Below are 19,189 nucleotides of genomic sequence, written 5' to 3' on the forward strand. Positions count from 1 at the left end.
GGAAAGGAAGAAGCAGATGGACAAAGAAACAGCGAAGCAGCGGGCAGAAGAACTGCGCCGCACCATCAACAAGTATAGCTATGAATATTACACCTTAGATGAACCGAGCGTCCCAGATGCCGAATACGACAGATTGATGCAGGAGCTGATTGCGATCGAGGATGAGCACCCAGACCTCAGAACGCCTGACTCTCCTACGCAGCGCGTCGGCGGAGCCGTGCTTGAAGCGTTTCAGAAAGTCACCCACGGCACACCGATGCTCAGTCTGGGCAACGCCTTTAATGCTGATGATCTTCGTGATTTCGACCGCCGTGTGCGCCAAGCCGTCGGCGACGATGTGGCGTATAATGTGGAGCTGAAAATAGACGGTCTTGCTGTTTCTCTCCGTTATGAAGACGGCTATTTTGTCAGAGGGGCCACAAGAGGTGACGGAACGACGGGAGAGGATATTACGGAGAACCTGAAGACGATCCGCAATATCCCCCTTAAAATGAACCGTGAGCTGTCAATCGAAGTGCGCGGAGAGGCGTATATGCCGAAACGTTCGTTTGAAGCACTCAATGAGGAACGAATTAAAAATGAGGAAGAACCGTTCGCTAATCCGCGAAATGCCGCGGCGGGATCACTTAGACAGCTTGATCCGAAAATTGCAGCGAAACGAAACCTCGATATCTTCGTCTACAGTATAGCGGAGCTTGACGAGATGGGTGTGGAGACGCAAAGCCAGGGGCTTGATTTTCTCGACGAACTCGGATTTAAAACGAATCAGGAACGAAAAAAATGCGGCAGCATAGAAGAAGTCATAGTGCTGATCGATGAGTTTCAGGCGAAGCGCGCAGACCTGCCGTATGAAATAGACGGCATTGTCATTAAAGTCGATTCTCTCGATCAGCAGGAGGAGCTCGGTTTTACGGCGAAAAGCCCGCGCTGGGCCATCGCGTATAAGTTTCCTGCTGAAGAGGTCGTGACGAAGCTTCTTGATATCGAATTAAATGTCGGCAGAACGGGTGTGATCACGCCGACCGCGATTCTTGAGCCGGTAAAAGTTGCCGGCACAACGGTCTCAAGAGCATCCCTTCATAACGAAGATTTAATTAAAGAGAAGGACATTCGGATTTTGGATAAGGTTGTCGTCAAAAAAGCGGGCGATATCATCCCGGAAGTTGTGAATGTCCTCGTTGAACAGCGCACAGGAGAAGAAAAGGAATTCAGCATGCCGACGGAATGTCCTGAATGCGGCAGTGAGCTCGTCCGGATCGAAGGAGAAGTGGCGCTTCGCTGCATTAACCCTGAATGTCCGGCGCAAATCCGGGAAGGGCTGATCCATTTCGTTTCCCGGAATGCCATGAACATTGACGGGCTCGGCGAACGAGTGATCACACAGCTGTTTGAGGAAAACCTTGTCCGCAATGTGGCAGATTTATATAAGCTGACGAAGGAACGAGTCATCCAGCTCGAGCGCATGGGTGAAAAGTCCACTGAAAACCTGATCAGCTCCATCCAAAAATCAAAAGAAAATTCGTTAGAGCGCCTGCTGTTTGGGCTTGGCATCCGTTTTATCGGATCAAAGGCCGCAAAGACGCTCGCCATGCATTTTGAAAGCTTGGAGAACCTGAAAAAAGCCTCTAAAGAGGAACTTCTCGCGGTAGATGAAATCGGTGAAAAAATGGCTGATGCTGTGATCACCTATTTTCATAAAGAAGAAATGCTTGAACTCTTGAATGAACTTCAGGAGCTGGGCGTAAACACGCTCTACAAAGGCCCGAAAAAAGTAAAAGCAGAGGACAGCGACTCTTACTTTGCCGGTAAAACAATTGTTCTGACAGGAAAGCTGGAAGAGCTGTCAAGAAACGAAGCCAAAGCGCAAATCGAAGCGCTGGGCGGAAAGCTGACTGGAAGCGTCAGCAAAAACACAGACTTAGTCATCGCCGGAGAAGCAGCGGGAAGCAAGCTGACAAAAGCACAAGAGCTGAACATTGAAGTGTGGAATGAAGAACAGTTAATGGGAGAGCTAAAGAAATAAGAGGAGTGTTTTCTATTGAAAAAGACGTTGGCATTGGCGGCAACGGCGGCAGTATTAATGCTGTCTGCCTGCTCGTCAGGTTTCGGGGGGGAGAAGGAGGAAGAGATTACGCAAAAGACGGCGAAATCGTCAGAAAAAGCGATTGTCCCGAAATATAATATCTCTGACTCCTATTACAAAATGGTGCTGCCGTTTAAGGCAGGCAAAGCGCGCGGCTTAACAACGGAACAGCTGAATACTAGGCTGGACATTGACGAGTTTGAAACAGGGCTGATGCGTCTTGCCCAAGATTCTTTCTCGACTGACGATTATCTGTTCCAAGAAGGACAATATTTAGATGAGGATACAGTATTAAGCTGGCTGGCACGGAAAAAAACGGGCTCTGATTTGAAAAAAGCCGAAAAAGAAGATAAAAACTTCAAAAATGAAGGCTTGAACCCGGCGCTCCCGAGCTCTGGTTCAACAGAAGAAAAGAACGAAAGCAGCCCGATTTATTTAGCATCCATGCTTGAGCACGATTATTTAGTCAGAAAAGACAAGAATTCTATCCAGCTTGGCGGCGTCATGATCGGACTGGCGTTAAACTCAGTGTATTACTATCGTGAAAAAACTGGCGACCCGCAAAAAGAAGTGGAGATTAAAGACAGCACGCTTCGCCAGCAGGGAGAAAAAATCGCACAGGAGGTTATTAACCGCCTCCGCAAAAAAGATAACTTGAAGAATGTGCCGATTACCGTCGCGCTCTACAAGCAGGCGTCAAAAACATCGATTGTGCCGGGGAACTTCATCGCCAAAACAGAGGTCAAAGCAGGCTCTACTGATATCTCAAATTGGGATGACATCAATGAAAAATATGTATTCTATCCGGCGGATACAACCACAGCAGAAAAGTACCCGGATGACACCGAGGTCTTTAAGCGGTTCAAAAACTCAATTGAAGAATATTTCCCAAACTATACAGGCGTTGTCGGTACAGCGCTGTATGAAAATGATGAAATGAAGAAAATGAAGATTGACATACCAATGCAATTCTATGGAAAAAGTGAAGTTGTCGCGTTTACCCAGTTCTTAACGGGTGAAGTGATGGACTACTACTCTAAGAGCTCAGTTGATGTCGAAGTCAATATCACGTCCTCAGACGGACAGGAAGCGGTCATTATCCGCAATGCCGGAGATAAAGAGCCGACTGTTCACATTTATGACTGATAGAAAACCCTTGTGCCATATTGGCACAAGGGTTTTTATGTTACAATTAACAGGAAAAGGGAAATGATTTCCGCTTCTGCCGAAACACAAATCAAGGGGAGGTATGTTGATGCTGGAAATCGTGTGAAAACAATCATTATCAAATCTATAGCAATGAAAGGATGTTAGACGTGCATAAAGATATCAAAAAAATATTTCATGAAGAGCAGGTTTTGGCAGAAGCTGCAGCGAGATACGGTTTCTCAAAAGATCAGGTGCGTTTTCTGGCTGATGCGGAAAACTATGTATATGAATGCATGAAAGACAATCAACCTTATATTTTAAAGATTACCCATACGATTCGGAGATCTTCTGATTATATAATGGGAGAGATGGAATGGCTCCGTCACCTTGCAATAGGGGGAATTTCAGTAGCCAAACCGCTCCCGTCGCTGAACGGAAATGACGTAGAAGCAGTGCCGGACGGAAACGGCGGGTCATTTTTATTGAGAGTGTATGAGAAAGCGCCAGGGCAAAAAGTGGATGAATCGGACTGGAATGAAACGCTATTTTATGAGCTTGGCAGATACACAGGCAGCATGCACAGCCTGACAAAAAGCTACAAATTGAGCAATCCCGCTTTCAAAAGACAGGAATGGGATGAAGAGGAGCAATTAAAGCTGAGAAAATATGTGCCTGAAGATCAGATAAAGGTGTTTCAGCAAGCCGATTCTTTGATGAATGAACTGCGGAGGCTCCCGAAAAGCCAGGACAGCTACGGCTTGGTGCATGCGGATCTGCACCATGGCAATTTTAACTGGGATCATGGCAAAATCACGGCATTTGATTTTGATGATATCGGCTACAACTGGTTTGTTAACGATATTAGCATTCTTCTCTACAATGTCCTGTGGTATCCTGTTGTGCCATATGATGATAAAACTGCGTTTACAGAAGAATTTATGACGCATTTTATGAAAGGGTACTGGGAGGAAAATGAGCTTGACCCTGCATGGCTGATGATAATACCTGATTTCCTCCGCCTTCGCCATGTGCTGATTTACGGATTGCTGCATCAGATGTTTGACCTTAACACAATAGGAGAAGAAGAAAAAGAAATGCTGGCCGGTTTCAGAAGAGATATAGAGAATGGCACGCCGATTACAGCATTTGATTTTTCAGCACTGGTGTAGATAGAAAAAGCCAATGGGATTCCAGTCCCATTGGCTTTTATAATGTATCACACTTCACGCCGACTACGCCTTCAATGGCTTTAATGTCATAGTAGACGTCGGTCGTGTATCTGTTTTTATGGACGCGGACCTTCACTTCCATAATTGGAAAATCCTTTTCGCCCAGGTCGTCGATCCGAACGGAGTGTGCTTTGATATCTCTTCTTTTCATTTCTTTTAAAATCTCTGTCATTTTATCTTTATCAGAAAGTGACATTCTGATGCGGATGTCTTTTTCCTGCAGGCGGTCGGGGCCGATTTTTCTGACCACCCATGGGAGAAATTCCACGCTGATCAGGATGAACAGAAGACTGGCAAACGCTTCTTTATAAAAACCGGCTCCCGTAGCAAGCCCGAGCCCCGCTGCCCCCCAGATCATGGCCGATGTCGTCAGGCCGGAAATGACATCATTGCTTTTTCGCAGGATGACACCGGCTCCGATAAACCCGACGCCGGAGATGATTTGTGCCGGCAGACGAAGCGGATCCATCATGATGCGGTAGTATTTAGGGAAATGATATGCCGCATTAATACTGACGATCGTCAGCATGCATGAGCTGACTGCGATGACAATACAGGTTTTTAATCCGAGCGGCTTATTTTTTAATTCGCGTTCAAGCCCGATGACCATGCCAATCAATGTGGCAATGCCCAATTTCAATAAAATATCAGGATCAATGTACCAGCTCAACAGCAACTTCCCCCTTCTCTATGGTGTTTTTAAATAAATATGATTTTCTCACAGTATTTATAGCAAAACAAGAGCACAAAAGCCACCAAGCTGCGCTTGATGGCTTATTGCTTACTTTTTGCGTTTTAACAGCTTTTCCATGACACCGAATAATCGGTAAGAGGCTTTTGCAGGACGTTTTGTGATCATGCTGACAATGATGCCGGCAATCATACTGAGAATAAACCCAGGAATAATTTCGTACACACCGGTTGATTTTGCCAGGCCGGTTGTAATCCAGATCAACACGGTTGCAGCCCCGACAATCATGGCAGCAAGCGCGCCCCATTCGTTCATTCGCTTCCAGTACAGACTGAGCAGAATCGCAGGTCCGAAAGCTGAACCGAAGCCGGCCCAAGCGTATCCGACCAAATCAAGAATGGTGCTGTTCGGGTTCAATGACAAGAGTACCGCGATAACGGCAATGACTAAGACAGACAATCGCCCGATCATGACCAATTCTTTATCAGAAGCTTTTCGTCTGAAAAATGACCGGTATAAATCCTCTGTTACAGCACTTGCTGTGACCAAGAGCTGTGAGGAAATCGAACTCATGATGGCAGCCAAAATAGCTGACAATAAGAACCCTGTAATTAATGGGTGGAACAAGATTTTAGAGAAGATAATGAAAATCATCTCCGGATCTTTTACAGCAACTCCGAATTTATGGGCGTATGCAACACCGATTAAACCCGTCAGCACGGAACCTAGAACTGTAATGATCATCCAGCTCATGCCGATTCGGCGTGCAGGCTTCAAATCTTTAATGTTTTTAATCGCCATAAATCGGACGATGATATGAGGCTGGCCGTAGTAGCCCAAGCCCCAGGCTAAATAGGAAATAATGCTAATGACGCTCGCGCCTTTAAAAATATCCAATAAGTGTGGGTTAACAGCGCCGATTTCATGGAGAGTCGGAGCAACGCCGCCCACATGGGTAAAAGCAACGATCGGCACAAGCACTAGTGCTGCAAACATGATCGCACCCTGCACGAAGTCAGTCAGACTGACAGCAAGGAAACCGCCAAACAGTGTGTATAACACGACAACCGCGGTAGTCAGAAACAAGCCTAATTTGTAATCCGCACCAAAAGCAGATTCAAACAGCCGTCCGCCAGATACCATACCGGAAGAGGTATACAATGTGAAAAAGATCATGATGATCAATGCAGATACGATTTTCAGCAGTGATGAAGAATGCTGGAATCGTTTATCAAAGAAATCAGGAATTGTAATCGCATCATCTGCCGCTTCTGTATAAGCACGCAGCCTTGGAGCCAGCAGCAAGTAATTTGAGTACGCCCCGATTGTAAGGCCTAAAGCAAGCCATAAGGTGGACAGCCCTGTCGCAAACATCGCGCCGGGAACACCCATCAGCATCCATCCGCTCATATCGGCCGCACCGGCAGACAAAGCAGTAACGAATGGTCCGAGGCCTCTTCCTCCAAGCATGTAATCATTGATGTCAGTGGTTTTCTTGAATGCATACCAGCCGATTAACAGCATGGCAATAAAGTAAATTCCTAAAGATATAATAATTTCAATACTCACGTTTTACCCTCTCTTCATTTCTAATAATGTTGCATCACCTCTCAAATTGATGGTGCCAGTTAAGCAGCCTGGCGTAAGTGCAAAACAAAAGAAATTCTTTTGCGGGTGCACTTGGTAACTTAACCTAACAAAGTATTCCCAGCCATTCAAGCGATGAAACCTTGATCATGAGCGAGAAATACCGTTGTAAACCTAGAAGGGAATAAAGAATAAAACGCTTTCAAAAAATAATTAAAGTAAAAATATTCAGAAAAATATTTCGTTTCTCCTTCGCCTCATTTTAGTATAAAATATATAGGGTATTGTTTCGAAAACACAAGCCTGGCTTAAGGCGTTTTGTTGCTTTAAAGGGCTTGTTTTTGATATGATCAGTATTATATGACTTAACGGAGAAATATGTGGAGGTGGATCATATGTCACGAATTTCAATAGAAGAAGTAAAGCACGTTGCGCACCTTGCAAGACTTGCGATTACTGAAGAAGAAGCAAAAATGTTCACTGAACAGCTCGACAGTATCATTTCATTTGCCGAGGAGCTTAATGAGGTTAACACAGACAATGTGGAGCCTACAACTCACGTGCTGAAAATGAAAAATGTCATGAGAGAAGATGAAGCGGGTAAAGGTCTTCCGGTTGAGGATGTCATGAAAAATGCGCCTGACCATAAAGACGGTTATATTCGTGTGCCATCAATTCTGGACTAAAGGAGGGACACAAGAATGTCATTATTTGATCATAAAATCACAGAATTAAAACAGCTCATACATAAAAAAGAGATTAAGATTTCTGATCTGGTTGATGAATCTTATAAACGCATCCAAGCGGTTGATGATAAGGTACAAGCCTTTTTGGCATTAGATGAAGAAAGAGCGCGCGCATACGCGAAGGAGCTCGATGAGGCGGTTGACGGCCGTTCTGAGCATGGTCTTCTTTTCGGTATGCCGATCGGCGTAAAAGATAATATCGTAACAAAAGGGCTGCGCACAACATGCTCCAGCAAAATTCTCGAAAACTTCGACCCGATCTACGATGCTACAGTCGTTCAACGCCTTCAAGACGCTGAAGCCGTCACAATCGGAAAACTGAACATGGACGAATTCGCCATGGGATCATCTACCGAAAACTCAGCTTACAAGCTGACGAAAAACCCTTGGAACTTAGAAACAGTTCCCGGTGGTTCAAGCGGCGGATCTGCGGCTGCGGTTGCTGCGGGAGAAGTTCCGTTTTCTCTTGGATCTGACACAGGCGGCTCCATCCGTCAGCCGGCATCTTTCTGCGGCGTTGTCGGATTAAAACCTACATACGGACGTGTATCTCGTTACGGACTGGTCGCATTTGCGTCTTCATTAGACCAAATCGGGCCGATTACACGTACGGTTGAGGATAACGCGTTTTTACTTCAAGCGATTTCCGGCGTAGACAAAATGGACTCCACGAGTGCAAATGTGGATGTGCCTGATTTTCTTTCTTCATTAACTGGCGACATCAAAGGACTGAAAATCGCCGTTCCGAAAGAATACCTTGGTGAAGGTGTCGGCAAAGAAGCGAGAGAATCTGTCCTGGCAGCGCTAAAAGTCCTTGAAGGCCTCGGAGCTACATGGGAAGAAGTGTCTCTTCCGCACAGTAAATACGCGCTTGCGACATATTACCTGCTGTCATCTTCTGAGGCGTCAGCGAACCTTGCACGCTTTGACGGCATCCGCTACGGCTACCGCACAGACAACGCAGACAACCTGATCGACCTTTACAAGCAAACGCGCGCTGAAGGTTTTGGAAATGAAGTCAAACGCCGCATCATGCTTGGAACGTTTGCTTTAAGCTCAGGCTACTACGATGCGTACTACAAAAAAGCGCAAAAAGTGCGTACGTTGATTAAGAAGGATTTCGAAGACGTATTTGAAAAATATGATGTTATTGTTGGACCGACTACACCGACACCTGCGTTTAAAATCGGTGAAAACACGAAGGATCCGCTCACAATGTACGCAAACGATATCTTAACGATTCCGGTCAACCTTGCCGGCGTACCGGGAATCAGCGTGCCATGCGGATTAGCAGACGGACTTCCGCTCGGCCTGCAAATTATCGGAAAACACTTTGACGAAAGCACTGTATACCGCGTTGCTCATGCATTTGAACAAGCGACAGACCATCATAAAGCAAAACCTGAACTGTAAGGGGTGAAAAGAATTGAACTTTGAAACGGTAATCGGACTTGAAGTCCACGTTGAGTTAAAAACAAAATCAAAAATTTTCTCAAGCTCTCCAACGCCATTCGGCGCGGAGGCGAATACGCAGACAAGCGTTATTGACCTCGGATATCCGGGCGTCCTGCCTGTCCTGAACAAAGAAGCCGTTGAATTCGCAATGAAAGCCGCTATGGCGCTCAACTGTGAGATCGCAACGGATACGAAGTTTGACCGCAAAAACTATTTCTATCCTGACAACCCGAAAGCGTATCAGATTTCTCAATTTGATAAGCCAATCGGCGAAAACGGCTGGATTGAAATTGAAGTCGGCGGGAAAACAAAACGCATCGGCATCACGCGTCTTCACCTTGAAGAGGATGCCGGAAAACTGACGCATACGGGCGACGGCTATTCTCTTGTTGACTTCAACCGCCAAGGAACGCCGCTTGTTGAGATCGTATCAGAGCCGGACATCCGCACGCCGGAAGAAGCGTACGCGTATCTTGAAAAACTGAAATCCATCATCCAGTATACAGGCGTTTCTGACTGTAAAATGGAAGAAGGCTCACTTCGCTGTGACGCCAATATCTCTCTTCGTCCGATCGGCCAAGAGGAATTCGGCACAAAAACAGAATTGAAAAACTTGAACTCCTTTGCGTTTGTTCAAAAAGGCCTTGAGCATGAAGAAAAACGCCAGGAGCAGGTTCTTCTTTCCGGCGGCGTCATCCAGCAAGAAACTCGCCGTTATGATGAAGCAACGAAGAAAACCATTCTTATGCGTGTCAAAGAGGGATCTGACGACTACCGTTACTTCCCAGAGCCGGATCTAGTCGAGCTCTACATTGATGATGAATGGAAGGAACGCGTAAAAGCAAGCATTCCTGAGCTTCCGGATGAGCGCCGCAAGCGTTATATCGAAGAGCTTGGCTTGCCTGCATATGACGCGATGGTTCTGACGCTGACAAAAGAAATGGCTGATTTCTTCGAAGAAACCGTTCAAAAAGGCGCTGAAGCCAAACAAGCGTCTAACTGGCTGATGGGTGAAGTGTCAGCTTACCTAAACGCTGAGCAAAAAGAGCTTGCCGATGTTGCCCTGACACCTGAAGGCCTTGCCGGCATGATCAAATTGATTGAAAAAGGAACCATTTCTTCTAAGATCGCGAAGAAAGTGTTTAAAGAATTGATTGAAAAAGGCGGCGACGCTGAGAAGATTGTGAAAGAGAAAGGCCTTGTTCAGATTTCTGACGAAGGCGTGCTTCTGAAGCTTGTCACTGAGGCGCTTGACAACAATCCTCAATCAATCGAAGACTTTAAAAACGGAAAAGACCGCGCGATCGGCTTCCTAGTCGGACAGATTATGAAAGCGTCCAAAGGACAAGCCAACCCGCCGATGGTCAACAAAATTCTGCTTGAAGAAATTAAAAAACGCTAATAAAAAAGCAGCCCTTAGAGGCTGCTTTTTTTATGGTCAAATTGAGATAAAGACAGAGATGAGGGCCCGAAGCCTTTCAACTTCTTTGTCGTTGGTTCCGGTCAAATTGGACAGCATGCCTTTAATAATCGGCTTGCGCGGTTTATCCTGAGTCAATTCTTCCTCGATAACATCAAGTGACACGGTGATATCCTCGGACAGCGTGCTGTTTTCTTTCACTTTCTGAATGTCCTCAAGCAGCTGGTCTTTCCCCGCAGGCATCGGGTTGAAAATGTCTTTTGGCACAATCGGATTGAGTGCAGAACGGCTCAGCCCCTGTACAAGATCATCCAGTCTCTCAATAATAAAGGCTGAGATTTCTTCTGCATCGATATTAAGCTCACCGTTAAATACCATCACGTTCATATAAGAATGCACAATGCCTCTTGCCATGATGGACAGATCTGCGACGTACGGCTCGATTCCTTTTCCATAGGACGACAGCAAGGCGTTCCGGTACAGCTTATCCGTCTCCATGGTTACTTTGTAAAAGTATTGCTTGATTTCTTGATTTTCCGGAATGATATTTTCGGTAAGCAAAAGAACAATAAAATCTTTATGATCGCGAAAATCCTCAAATTGAGCGCCAATTTGCTTTTTCAAAACTTCTTTAGGCGGCTTTCCGGCGAGATCTTCTTCTATATTTTTCATTTTGTTCATAGACATACCGATATAATATTCACAGGCAGATAACAGCAGCGCTTCTTTCGATTTGAAGTGCAAATAAAAAGCGCCCTTCGAAATGCCGCATTCGCTGGCGATTTCTTGGATCGTCGTAGCTGCAAATCCTTTTTTGGCAAATAAACGAATGCTGGTTTTTATGATTTTCTCTTTTTTTTCATTCATGACGTGCTTCCCCTTAATCCTTGAAAAATTTAGTAAAATTTTCTGGTATATGAGTTGACGTTGTTGCGTTATAACGTTTAGTATTATATAGAATGACCAGTCAGTCAATAAAAAATGTAATGGAGGATATGATGAACCACGTTATTAATTTCGTTCTGAAAAACAAATTCGCCGTATGGCTGATGACGATTATTGTAACGGCAGCCGGCTTGTATGCGGGTATGAATATGAAGCAAGAGTCTATTCCTGACGTGAATATGCCTTACTTGACGATCAGCACGACATATCCGGGTGCGACACCAAGCCAAGTGGCTGATGAAGTGACCAAACCGGTTGAACAAGCCGTGCAGAACTTGGACGGTGTCAGTGTTGTGACGTCGACGTCCTATGAAAACGCATCGTCGGTCATGATTGAATATGATTATGAGAAAGATATGGACAAAGCGAAAACAGAAGCAGCTGAAGCGTTAGAAAACGTCAGCCTGCCTGATGACGCGAAGGATCCGGAGATTTCACGCTACAGCTTGAACTCATTCCCGATTCTGACGCTGAGCGTGTCCAGTGATAAAGATAATCTGCAAGAGCTGACGAAACAAGTGGAGGACAGCCTCGTTTCTAAGCTTGAAGGCATAGAAGGCGTTGCGTCCGTCCAAGTATCAGGCCAGCAGGTGGAAGAGGTTGAATTCTCTTTCAAAGAAGACAAACTGAAGGAATACGGCCTTGATGAAGATACAGTCAAGCAAGTGATTCAAGGTTCAGATGTGACAACTCCGCTTGGATTGTACACATTCGGAAATGAAGAAAAATCTGTCGTCGTCAGCGGCGATATTGAAACAATTAAAGATTTGAAGAATATGAGAATCCCGACGGCATCTGCTTCAAGTGCAGGCAGCAGCGCAGCATCTCAAGCAGCTCAGAGCGCGCAAGCGGCAGCACAGGCGCAGCAAAGCGCAAGCACAGCAGTGCCGACGGTCAAGCTTTCTGACATTGCTACAATTAAAGATGTGAAAAAAGCTGAATCCGTTTCACGCACAAATGGCAAAGACAGCATCGGCATCAACATCGTCAAAGCAAACGATGCGAATACGGTAGAGGTTGCCGACGATGTCAAAGCTGAGCTGAAGAAGTTCAAAGAAGACCATAAAGGCTTCAATTACAGCGCAACTCTCGACATGGCGGAGCCGATCACACAGTCAGTTGACACGATGTTAAGCAAAGCCATTTTCGGTGCTATTTTTGCGATTGTGATTATTCTCTTATTCTTAAGGGATATCAAATCAACATTAATTTCGGTAGTTTCAATTCCATTATCATTGCTGATCGCACTCCTTGTGCTGCAGCAGCTTGATATCACATTGAATATTATGACGCTCGGCGCAATGACCGTTGCCATCGGACGTGTAGTCGATGACTCCATCGTTGTCATCGAGAACATTTACCGCCGCATGAGACTCAAAGATGAGCCGCTCCGCGGAAAAGCATTGGTTCGTGAAGCGACGAAGGAAATGTTTAAACCGATCATGTCATCGACGATCGTGACAATCGCGGTATTCCTGCCGCTCGCACTTGTTGGCGGACAAATCGGTGAATTGTTTATTCCATTTGCCTTAACGATTGTTTTTGCGCTTGCCGCATCACTGGTGATTTCGATCACCCTTGTGCCGATGCTCGCACACAGCCTGTTCAAAAAATCATTAACGGGCGCGCCGATTAAAGCGAAAGAACACAAACCTGGCAGACTTGCAAACATCTATAAAAAAGTATTGAACTGGGCGCTGAGCCACAAATGGATCACGTCTATCATCGCTGTTCTGATGCTCCTTGGAAGCTTGTTCCTCGTACCGTTAATCGGTGCCAGCTATCTGCCGTCCGAGGAAGAAAAAACAATGCAGCTCACATACAGCCCAGAACCGGGTGAAACGAAAAAAGAAGCCGAAAATGAAGCTGAAAAAGCAGAAAAAATCCTGCTTGACCGCAAGCATGTCGATACGGTTCAGTATTCATTAGGCTCTGGCAGCCCGCTTGCTGGAGGAGATTCTAACGGTGCGTTATTCTATATCAAATATGAAAGCGACACACCTGACTTTGATAAAGAAAAAGATAACGTTCTGAAGGAAATCCAAAAGCAATCTGACCGCGGAGAATGGAAGTCACAGGACTTCAGCTCTTCAGGCAATAACAACGAATTAACATACTATGTGTATGGCGATTCTGAAAACGATATTAAAGATACGGTCAAAGACATTGAAAAAATCATGAAAGATGAAAAGGATCTGAAAAACGTAAATTCAGGCCTTTCCAGCACATATGATGAGTACACATTTGTCGCTGACCAAGAAAAACTAAGCAAACTCGGTTTAACCGCGTCTCAAATTTCTCAGGCCTTAATGTCACAAACATCGCAAGAACCGTTCACCACCGTGAAAAAAGACGGCAAAGAGCTTGATGTGAACATTAAGACAGAAAAAGACGAGTATAAGAGTGTGAAAGATTTAGAGAATAAAAAGATCACTTCCGCGACTGGCCAGGAAGTCAAAATCGGCGATGTGGCAAAAGTGAAGGAAGGATCGACATCAGATACTGTGTCAAAACGTGACGGAAAAGTCTATGCGGATGTCACAGGTGAGGTTACATCTGACAACGTCACAGCCGTATCAGCTGCTATCCAGAAGAAAATCGATAAGCTTGACCATCCTGATAACGTATCGATTGACACAGGCGGCGTATCAGCGGATATCGCTGATTCCTTCACGAAGCTCGGTTTAGCGATGCTGGCAGCAATAGCGATCGTTTACCTTGTGCTCGTGATTACCTTCGGCGGAGCACTAGCGCCATTTGCGATTCTGTTCTCATTGCCGTTCACAGTCATCGGTGCCCTGGTCGGACTTTACGTATCAGGTGAAACGATCAGTCTGAACGCAATGATCGGTATGCTCATGCTGATCGGTATCGTTGTCACGAATGCGATTGTCTTAATTGACCGCGTGATTCATAAGGAAGCGGAAGGCCTGTCTACGAGAGAAGCGCTCTTGGAAGCCGGCTCTACACGACTCCGTCCGATCCTGATGACAGCCATTGCGACAATCGGCGCCTTGATTCCATTAGCCCTCGGCTTCGAAGGCGGAAGCCAGGTCATTTCAAAAGGACTCGGCGTCACGGTTATTGGCGGCTTGATCAGTTCAACGCTTCTGACGCTCTTGATCGTGCCAATCGTATATGAAGTATTGGCGAAGTTCCGCAAGAAAAAACCCGGAACGGAAGAAGAGTAAAAAAACAAAAAGCCTCAGCTCTGCTGGGGCTTTCAGCTTGTTGAAAAACCCTCGCATTCGTTGTCAGGTCTGCGCGTCGGTGCTCACGAATTCTACATTCGCTCCGCTCCAATGCTCCCCCTTCCTAGACTACAAGGGTTTTCAATCAAGCTGAAAGAATGTTAAGGATGACAAAAGCTCAAAACAAGAATCAGTTTTGAGCTTTTGTGCGTTTTCACCTGTAAGATTATGTACATTTTGTTGCGATTTTTTTAACTCATAGTATAATTAAAGGTTGTTAGTGTAAAAATGGATCGGATACTCTTAAGTAGGATGATGAGATAATGAAACGTGCACGCATAATATACAATCCGACTTCAGGACGGGAGATCTTTAAAAAGCATCTTGCCCAGGTCCTGCAAAAATTTGAACAAGCCGGCTATGAAACCTCCACCCATGCGACGACATGCGCAGGAGACGCTACACACGCTGCCAAGGAAGCGGCATTGCGTGAGTTTGACCTGATCATTGCGGCAGGCGGAGACGGAACGATCAACGAGGTCGTCAACGGGCTTGCGCCTTTAGACAACCGTCCGACACTCGGTGTCATTCCAGTCGGCACAACAAACGACTTCGCCAGAGCGCTCGGCATTCCGCGAGAGGATATTTTAAAAGCGGCAGATACGGTCATTAACGGCGTTGCCCGCCCGATTGATATCGGACAGGTCAACGGCCAGTATTTTATCAATATCGCCGGAGGAGGCCGTCTGACGGAGCTGACGTACGACGTGCCAAGCAAACTGAAAACAATGCTCGGCCAGCTTGCTTATTATTTAAAAGGAATGGAAATGCTGCCTTCACTTCGTCCGACAGAAGTCGAGATTGAATATGACGGCAAGCTGTTTCAAGGTGAAATCATGCTGTTTTTGGTCACGCTGACAAATTCCGTCGGCGGGTTCGAAAAGCTCGCGCCGGATTCCAGCCTGAATGACGGCATGTTTGATTTGATGATACTAAAGAAAGCAAACCTTGCTGAATTTATCAGGGTCGCAACGATGGCGCTCCGCGGCGAACACATCAACGACCAGCACATTATTTATACAAAAGCGAACCGCGTGAAAGTCAATGTATCAGAAAAGATGCAGCTGAACCTGGACGGCGAGTACGGCGGCATGCTGCCGGGCGAATTCGTGAATCTGTATCGACACATTCACGTCGTCATGCCGAAGGAGAAAGCGGAACAGCTGGATGACTAAAACTTGGCTTTGTAAGCCAAGCTCAGAATGTTGACAAAATCCTAAAACAGTTTTCGTTTTAGGATTTTGTCATCTTTTCAGCGTGATTGAAAACCTTTGAAGTCTAGGAAGGACGAGCATTGGAGCGTACTTCCGCAGGATGCGGTGACAGCGGCGTTTGAGCAGGACGCTCTAGTTTTTAGCCGCTGGTCTTTTTACGTGAGCACCGAAGCACAGGACTGACAACGAATGCGAAGGTTTGCCTACACGCTGAAACTTGGCTTGAATAGGCCAAGTTTTTCTTTCGCTTAAAACAAGAGGTGAACATACATGAAAATGAAACCCCCAGTAGAAAAAAACGAATACTACGACGTGACATTTGAGGATTTGACACACGAAGGAGCGGGTGTCGCAAAGGTCCAAGGCTTTCCGATCTTCGTGCCGAACGCCCTGCCGGAGGAAAAAGCCCAAATCAAAGTGACACGCGTCAAAAAAGGGTTCGCCTTCGGCCGTCTGATTGAGCTGAAGGAAGAAAGCCCGCATAGAACGGACGCCCCATGCCCGATTTACAAGCAATGCGGAGGCTGTCAGCTTCAGCACATGACCTACGAAGGACAGCTCCTGTTTAAACAGAAACAAGTCAAAGACGTCTTAGAACGCATCGGCAAGCTGGACCTTTCAAACGTCACCGTGCACCCGACACTCGGCATGGAAGACCCTTGGAACTACAGAAACAAAGCACAGGTGCCGGTAGGAGAACGGGAAGGCGGACTCGTCGCGGGATTTTATCAGCAAAGAAGCCATGACATCATCGAAATGAGCGCCTGCCTGATCCAGCAATCCAAAAACGATGAAGCCGTCCAAGCCGTCAAAGACATTTGCGCCAAATACGGTGTCAAAGCCTACAATGAAGAACGCCACAAAGGCTGGCTCCGCCACATCATGGTCAGATACGGCGTTGTTACGGGCGAAATGATGATCGTCTTCATCACAAGAACGAACGATTTTCCGCATAAAGCGAAGATCATCGAAGACATCACAGCGCAATTCCCGCACGTCAAATCCATCGTGCAAAACATCAACCCGAACAAAACAAACGTCATCTTCGGGAACGAAACAAACGTCATCTGGGGCGAAGAATACATCTACGACCTCATCGGAGACGTCAAATTCGCCATCTCCGCCAGATCGTTCTATCAGGTCAACCCAGAGCAGACAAAAGTGCTCTACGACAAAGCGCTTGAGTACGCTGAGCTTCAAGGGGAAGAAACCGTCATTGACGCCTACTGCGGCATCGGAACAATTTCTCTATTTCTGGCAAAGCAGGCGAAAAAAGTGTACGGTGTAGAAATTGTGCCGGAAGCGATTGAAGATGCCAAACGCAACGCTGAATTAAACGGCATCACAAACGCTGAGTTCGCGGTCGGTGAAGCGGAAACCGTGATTCCAAAGTGGTATGAAGAAGGCATCACGGCCGATACGCTAGTCGTCGACCCGCCAAGAAAAGGCTGCGACGAAGCCCTCCTGCGGACAATTGTGGAGATGAAGCCGAAGCGGGTAGTGTATGTGTCCTGTAATCCTGGCACGCTTGCGAGAGACCTGCAGGTGCTTGAGGATGGCGGGTATGAGACGCGCGAAGTGCAGCCTGTGGATATGTTTCCGCATACGAATCATGTGGAGTGTGTTGCGTTGCTTGAACTTAGAGAAGGCAACTAACCCTTGGGGGGTTTTGCCTTTTTTAATTGTTATAACTGGAAAGGCTAAACTTCATGGTTTTTCTTGAATAATTTTATAGTTAGATCACTAATTTTAGATATATGCCACTCAAGTGAGGTCATCGTTTTGTGGATTTCAAGCAGAAGTTGATCAGCATCTTGAACATCAACATTCTATCACCTTGTCACCTATTTCTTCAGAAAAAGAGACACAGCCTAAGCTGCGTCTTGTCCTTAATCAAGCGTTCCGTTTTCTGCAATCGTTATTTCCTTATCAAAGATGGCTTTGTCTGCTAGGGAGTTCGTTGAATCGTTTGCAGCTTTGCTTGTCATGTTTCTAGATGCTACGTTTACTTCATTTCCCAAGGAAGAACTGATAAAGCTTACTCCGATCAAAGCAATTACAGCGCACAAAGTCAGTTTAAATTTCATACAAACAATCCCCTCTCTGAATTTGTTTGCGGGCATGAACCATCTTTTTGAAATAGATAACAGAATCATCCATCTGCCCAATTTCAGTATAAAACTTTGCGGCTAATAATGCCAACTCTTCCATATAAGGATATCCTTGGGATGTCTCTAATTTGTTGAAAACATTTAATAAAATGGACGTTTCTCCTTTTTTGATAAACAGTGCCTGCAATCCTTCGAACATGATTTTAAATAGGCCATCGTCGAATTTACATGCGAAGCGTACGCCTTTTCTGAAACAATCCATTGCTTGGTCTTGTTTATGTTGAAGAAAATAAATTAAGGCTAAATCGTGGTAAGCTTGTGTCAAGTTGTTGAAATTTGATTTTTTGAATTGGAGTATCGATTGCTCCATGTATTTTGCTGCTTTCGTCAATTCGCCCATTTTAAGATAACAATTTCCGATATTGAATAAAGCTTGGCCGTAAATTCGCTTGTTTTTGCTTTCAAGCAGCCGTGCGCCTTTTAGTGCCTGTTCGAGGTGAGGGAGCGCCTTTTCATGACTTTCTAGGTCATCGTAGTTTCCTGCGATCACAAAATGGCATTGTATGCGGCGGACTGAGTAAAGGTCGTGCGTTTTATAAATGTTATACGCCTGAGAAGAATAGTGCATGGATACATGGGTTTGTTTCATATGATAAAACACTTCAGCCATTTTAAAATAAAATTCTGCCCGCTCGATTTCATCTGAAATATAAGGAATTGTATTTTCCGCTTTTTGATAGAATGTAATGGCACTTAAGAAATTGCCCTCTTTGAATTCATACATTCCTTGAAAAAAGTAATAGTAGTATTCAACGAGCTTCTCCATCTTCCTGTTGCTGCCTTCAATTCTCTTTAAATATTCTGATAACTCCATTTGGTTTCCTTCAGATGGAATCACATAGTCAATCATAAGCTGATGGCGAAATCCAATGAGCTGATAGTAAATCAAGAGGTCTTGGTCTTCTTCCATGACGTCAATGTCCCGCTCGATCTCAGCTTTAAGCATTTCAGCGTCAGTCACATTAAACTTTTGAATATGCCGGTTCCACTCATTAATTTTCATCCCAACGTGCGGAGACGAAATCGTGCCCAAACTTCTCACCCTTCCTCTTCTCACTAATTATGTAAATTTTATCAATACAGAAATTTAATAGGAAGGGGTTGAGAGACCGTAAAAAAAGTTTTCGGTGCTGTCCGCAAATGGCTGTTCGGGTGTTTTGCGTTATATTTGGTTTTGTGTGGGTTAGTGCAATCTCAGTTTTCGAATTTTAGATTGCGGTGATTATGACTTACCAGTTTCATCATACT

General features: G+C 45.4%; 13 protein-coding genes and 1 pseudogene. 9 read left to right on the forward strand and 5 right to left on the reverse strand.

The window, feature by feature from the left end:
- Positions 1-16: 16 nt before the first annotated feature.
- From ligA to NSQ09_RS09500, 3 genes are all read left to right on the forward strand, one after another.
- Positions 17-2,023: an NAD-dependent DNA ligase LigA gene (gene ligA / locus NSQ09_RS09490; RefSeq protein ID WP_041333598.1), complete on the forward strand. Its 2,007-nt coding sequence runs from the start codon at positions 17-19 to the stop codon at positions 2,021-2,023.
- Between the two features lie 15 nt (positions 2,024-2,038).
- Positions 2,039-3,229 (forward strand): CamS family sex pheromone protein, encoded by a 1,191-nt coding sequence (locus tag NSQ09_RS09495; protein WP_003242795.1) that lies wholly within the window; start codon positions 2,039-2,041, stop codon positions 3,227-3,229.
- 161 nt (positions 3,230-3,390) lie between these two features.
- A complete protein-coding gene (locus tag NSQ09_RS09500; protein ID WP_341031132.1) occupies positions 3,391-4,401 on the forward strand; it encodes a phosphotransferase enzyme family protein in 1,011 nt (336 codons plus the stop codon).
- A gap of 37 nt (positions 4,402-4,438) precedes the next feature.
- Here the strand turns inward: NSQ09_RS09500 and NSQ09_RS09505 are convergent, their stop codons facing one another.
- Together NSQ09_RS09505 and opuE are read right to left on the reverse strand one after the other, a co-directional pair.
- Positions 4,439-5,137: an MgtC/SapB family protein gene (locus NSQ09_RS09505; protein ID WP_010886431.1), complete on the reverse strand. Its 699-nt coding sequence runs from the start codon at positions 5,135-5,137 to the stop codon at positions 4,439-4,441.
- 105 nt (positions 5,138-5,242) lie between these two features.
- Positions 5,243-6,721, reverse strand: coding sequence for a proline transporter OpuE (opuE, locus tag NSQ09_RS09510; RefSeq protein WP_003233905.1), 1,479 nt, complete (start codon positions 6,719-6,721; stop codon positions 5,243-5,245).
- A gap of 413 nt (positions 6,722-7,134) precedes the next feature.
- Here opuE and gatC point away from each other — a divergent pair, with 413 nt between their 5' ends.
- The 3 genes from gatC to gatB are packed head-to-tail and all read left to right on the forward strand — an operon-like array spanning position 7,135 to position 10,342.
- Positions 7,135-7,425 (forward strand): Asp-tRNA(Asn)/Glu-tRNA(Gln) amidotransferase subunit GatC, encoded by a 291-nt coding sequence (gatC, locus tag NSQ09_RS09515; RefSeq protein ID WP_003219442.1) that lies wholly within the window; start codon positions 7,135-7,137, stop codon positions 7,423-7,425.
- 15 nt (positions 7,426-7,440) lie between these two features.
- The gene (gene gatA / locus NSQ09_RS09520) at positions 7,441-8,898 is read left to right on the forward strand and encodes an Asp-tRNA(Asn)/Glu-tRNA(Gln) amidotransferase subunit GatA (RefSeq protein WP_003233901.1); all 1,458 of its coding nucleotides are present in this window, start codon (positions 7,441-7,443) and stop codon (positions 8,896-8,898) included.
- Between the two features lie 13 nt (positions 8,899-8,911).
- Positions 8,912-10,342 carry an Asp-tRNA(Asn)/Glu-tRNA(Gln) amidotransferase subunit GatB gene (gene gatB, locus NSQ09_RS09525; RefSeq protein ID WP_003219444.1) on the forward strand — a complete coding sequence of 477 codons (1,431 nt, stop codon included), beginning with the start codon at positions 8,912-8,914 and terminating at the stop codon, positions 10,340-10,342.
- Positions 10,343-10,356: 14 nt separating this feature from the next.
- Here the strand turns inward: gatB and NSQ09_RS09530 are convergent.
- Positions 10,357-11,227: pseudogene (locus NSQ09_RS09530) on the reverse strand (TetR/AcrR family transcriptional regulator).
- Between the two features lie 131 nt (positions 11,228-11,358).
- On the opposite strand from NSQ09_RS09530, the gene srfP reads away from it, so the two are divergent.
- The 3 genes from srfP to rlmD all read left to right on the forward strand — a co-directional run bounded on the left by srfP (position 11,359) and on the right by rlmD (position 17,426).
- A complete protein-coding gene (gene srfP, locus NSQ09_RS09535) occupies positions 11,359-14,496 on the forward strand; it encodes a surfactin resistance protein SrfP (RefSeq protein ID WP_341031135.1) in 3,138 nt (1,045 codons plus the stop codon).
- A gap of 323 nt (positions 14,497-14,819) precedes the next feature.
- Entirely contained in the window at positions 14,820-15,731 is a 912-nt protein-coding gene (locus NSQ09_RS09540) for a diacylglycerol kinase (RefSeq protein ID WP_003233894.1), read from the forward strand.
- Positions 15,732-16,040: 309 nt separating this feature from the next.
- A complete protein-coding gene (rlmD, locus tag NSQ09_RS09545) occupies positions 16,041-17,426 on the forward strand; it encodes a 23S rRNA (uracil(1939)-C(5))-methyltransferase RlmD (protein ID WP_341031139.1) in 1,386 nt (461 codons plus the stop codon).
- 233 nt (positions 17,427-17,659) lie between these two features.
- Here rlmD and NSQ09_RS09550 read toward each other — a convergent pair whose 3' ends face one another.
- Together NSQ09_RS09550 and NSQ09_RS09555 are read right to left on the reverse strand one after the other, a co-directional pair.
- The gene (locus NSQ09_RS09550) at positions 17,660-17,857 is read right to left on the reverse strand and encodes a hypothetical protein (protein WP_128473687.1); all 198 of its coding nucleotides are present in this window, start codon (positions 17,855-17,857) and stop codon (positions 17,660-17,662) included.
- Positions 17,847-18,974 carry a Rap family tetratricopeptide repeat protein gene (locus NSQ09_RS09555; RefSeq protein WP_052475757.1) on the reverse strand — a complete coding sequence of 376 codons (1,128 nt, stop codon included), beginning with the start codon at positions 18,972-18,974 and terminating at the stop codon, positions 17,847-17,849. The genes NSQ09_RS09550 and NSQ09_RS09555 overlap by 11 nt, the downstream gene beginning before the upstream one ends.
- Between the last annotated feature and the right edge of the window lie 215 nt (positions 18,975-19,189).

It is taken from the genome of Bacillus sp. FSL W8-1202, assembly GCF_038006165.1.
Lineage (GTDB): Bacteria > Bacillota > Bacilli > Bacillales > Bacillaceae > Bacillus > Bacillus subtilis.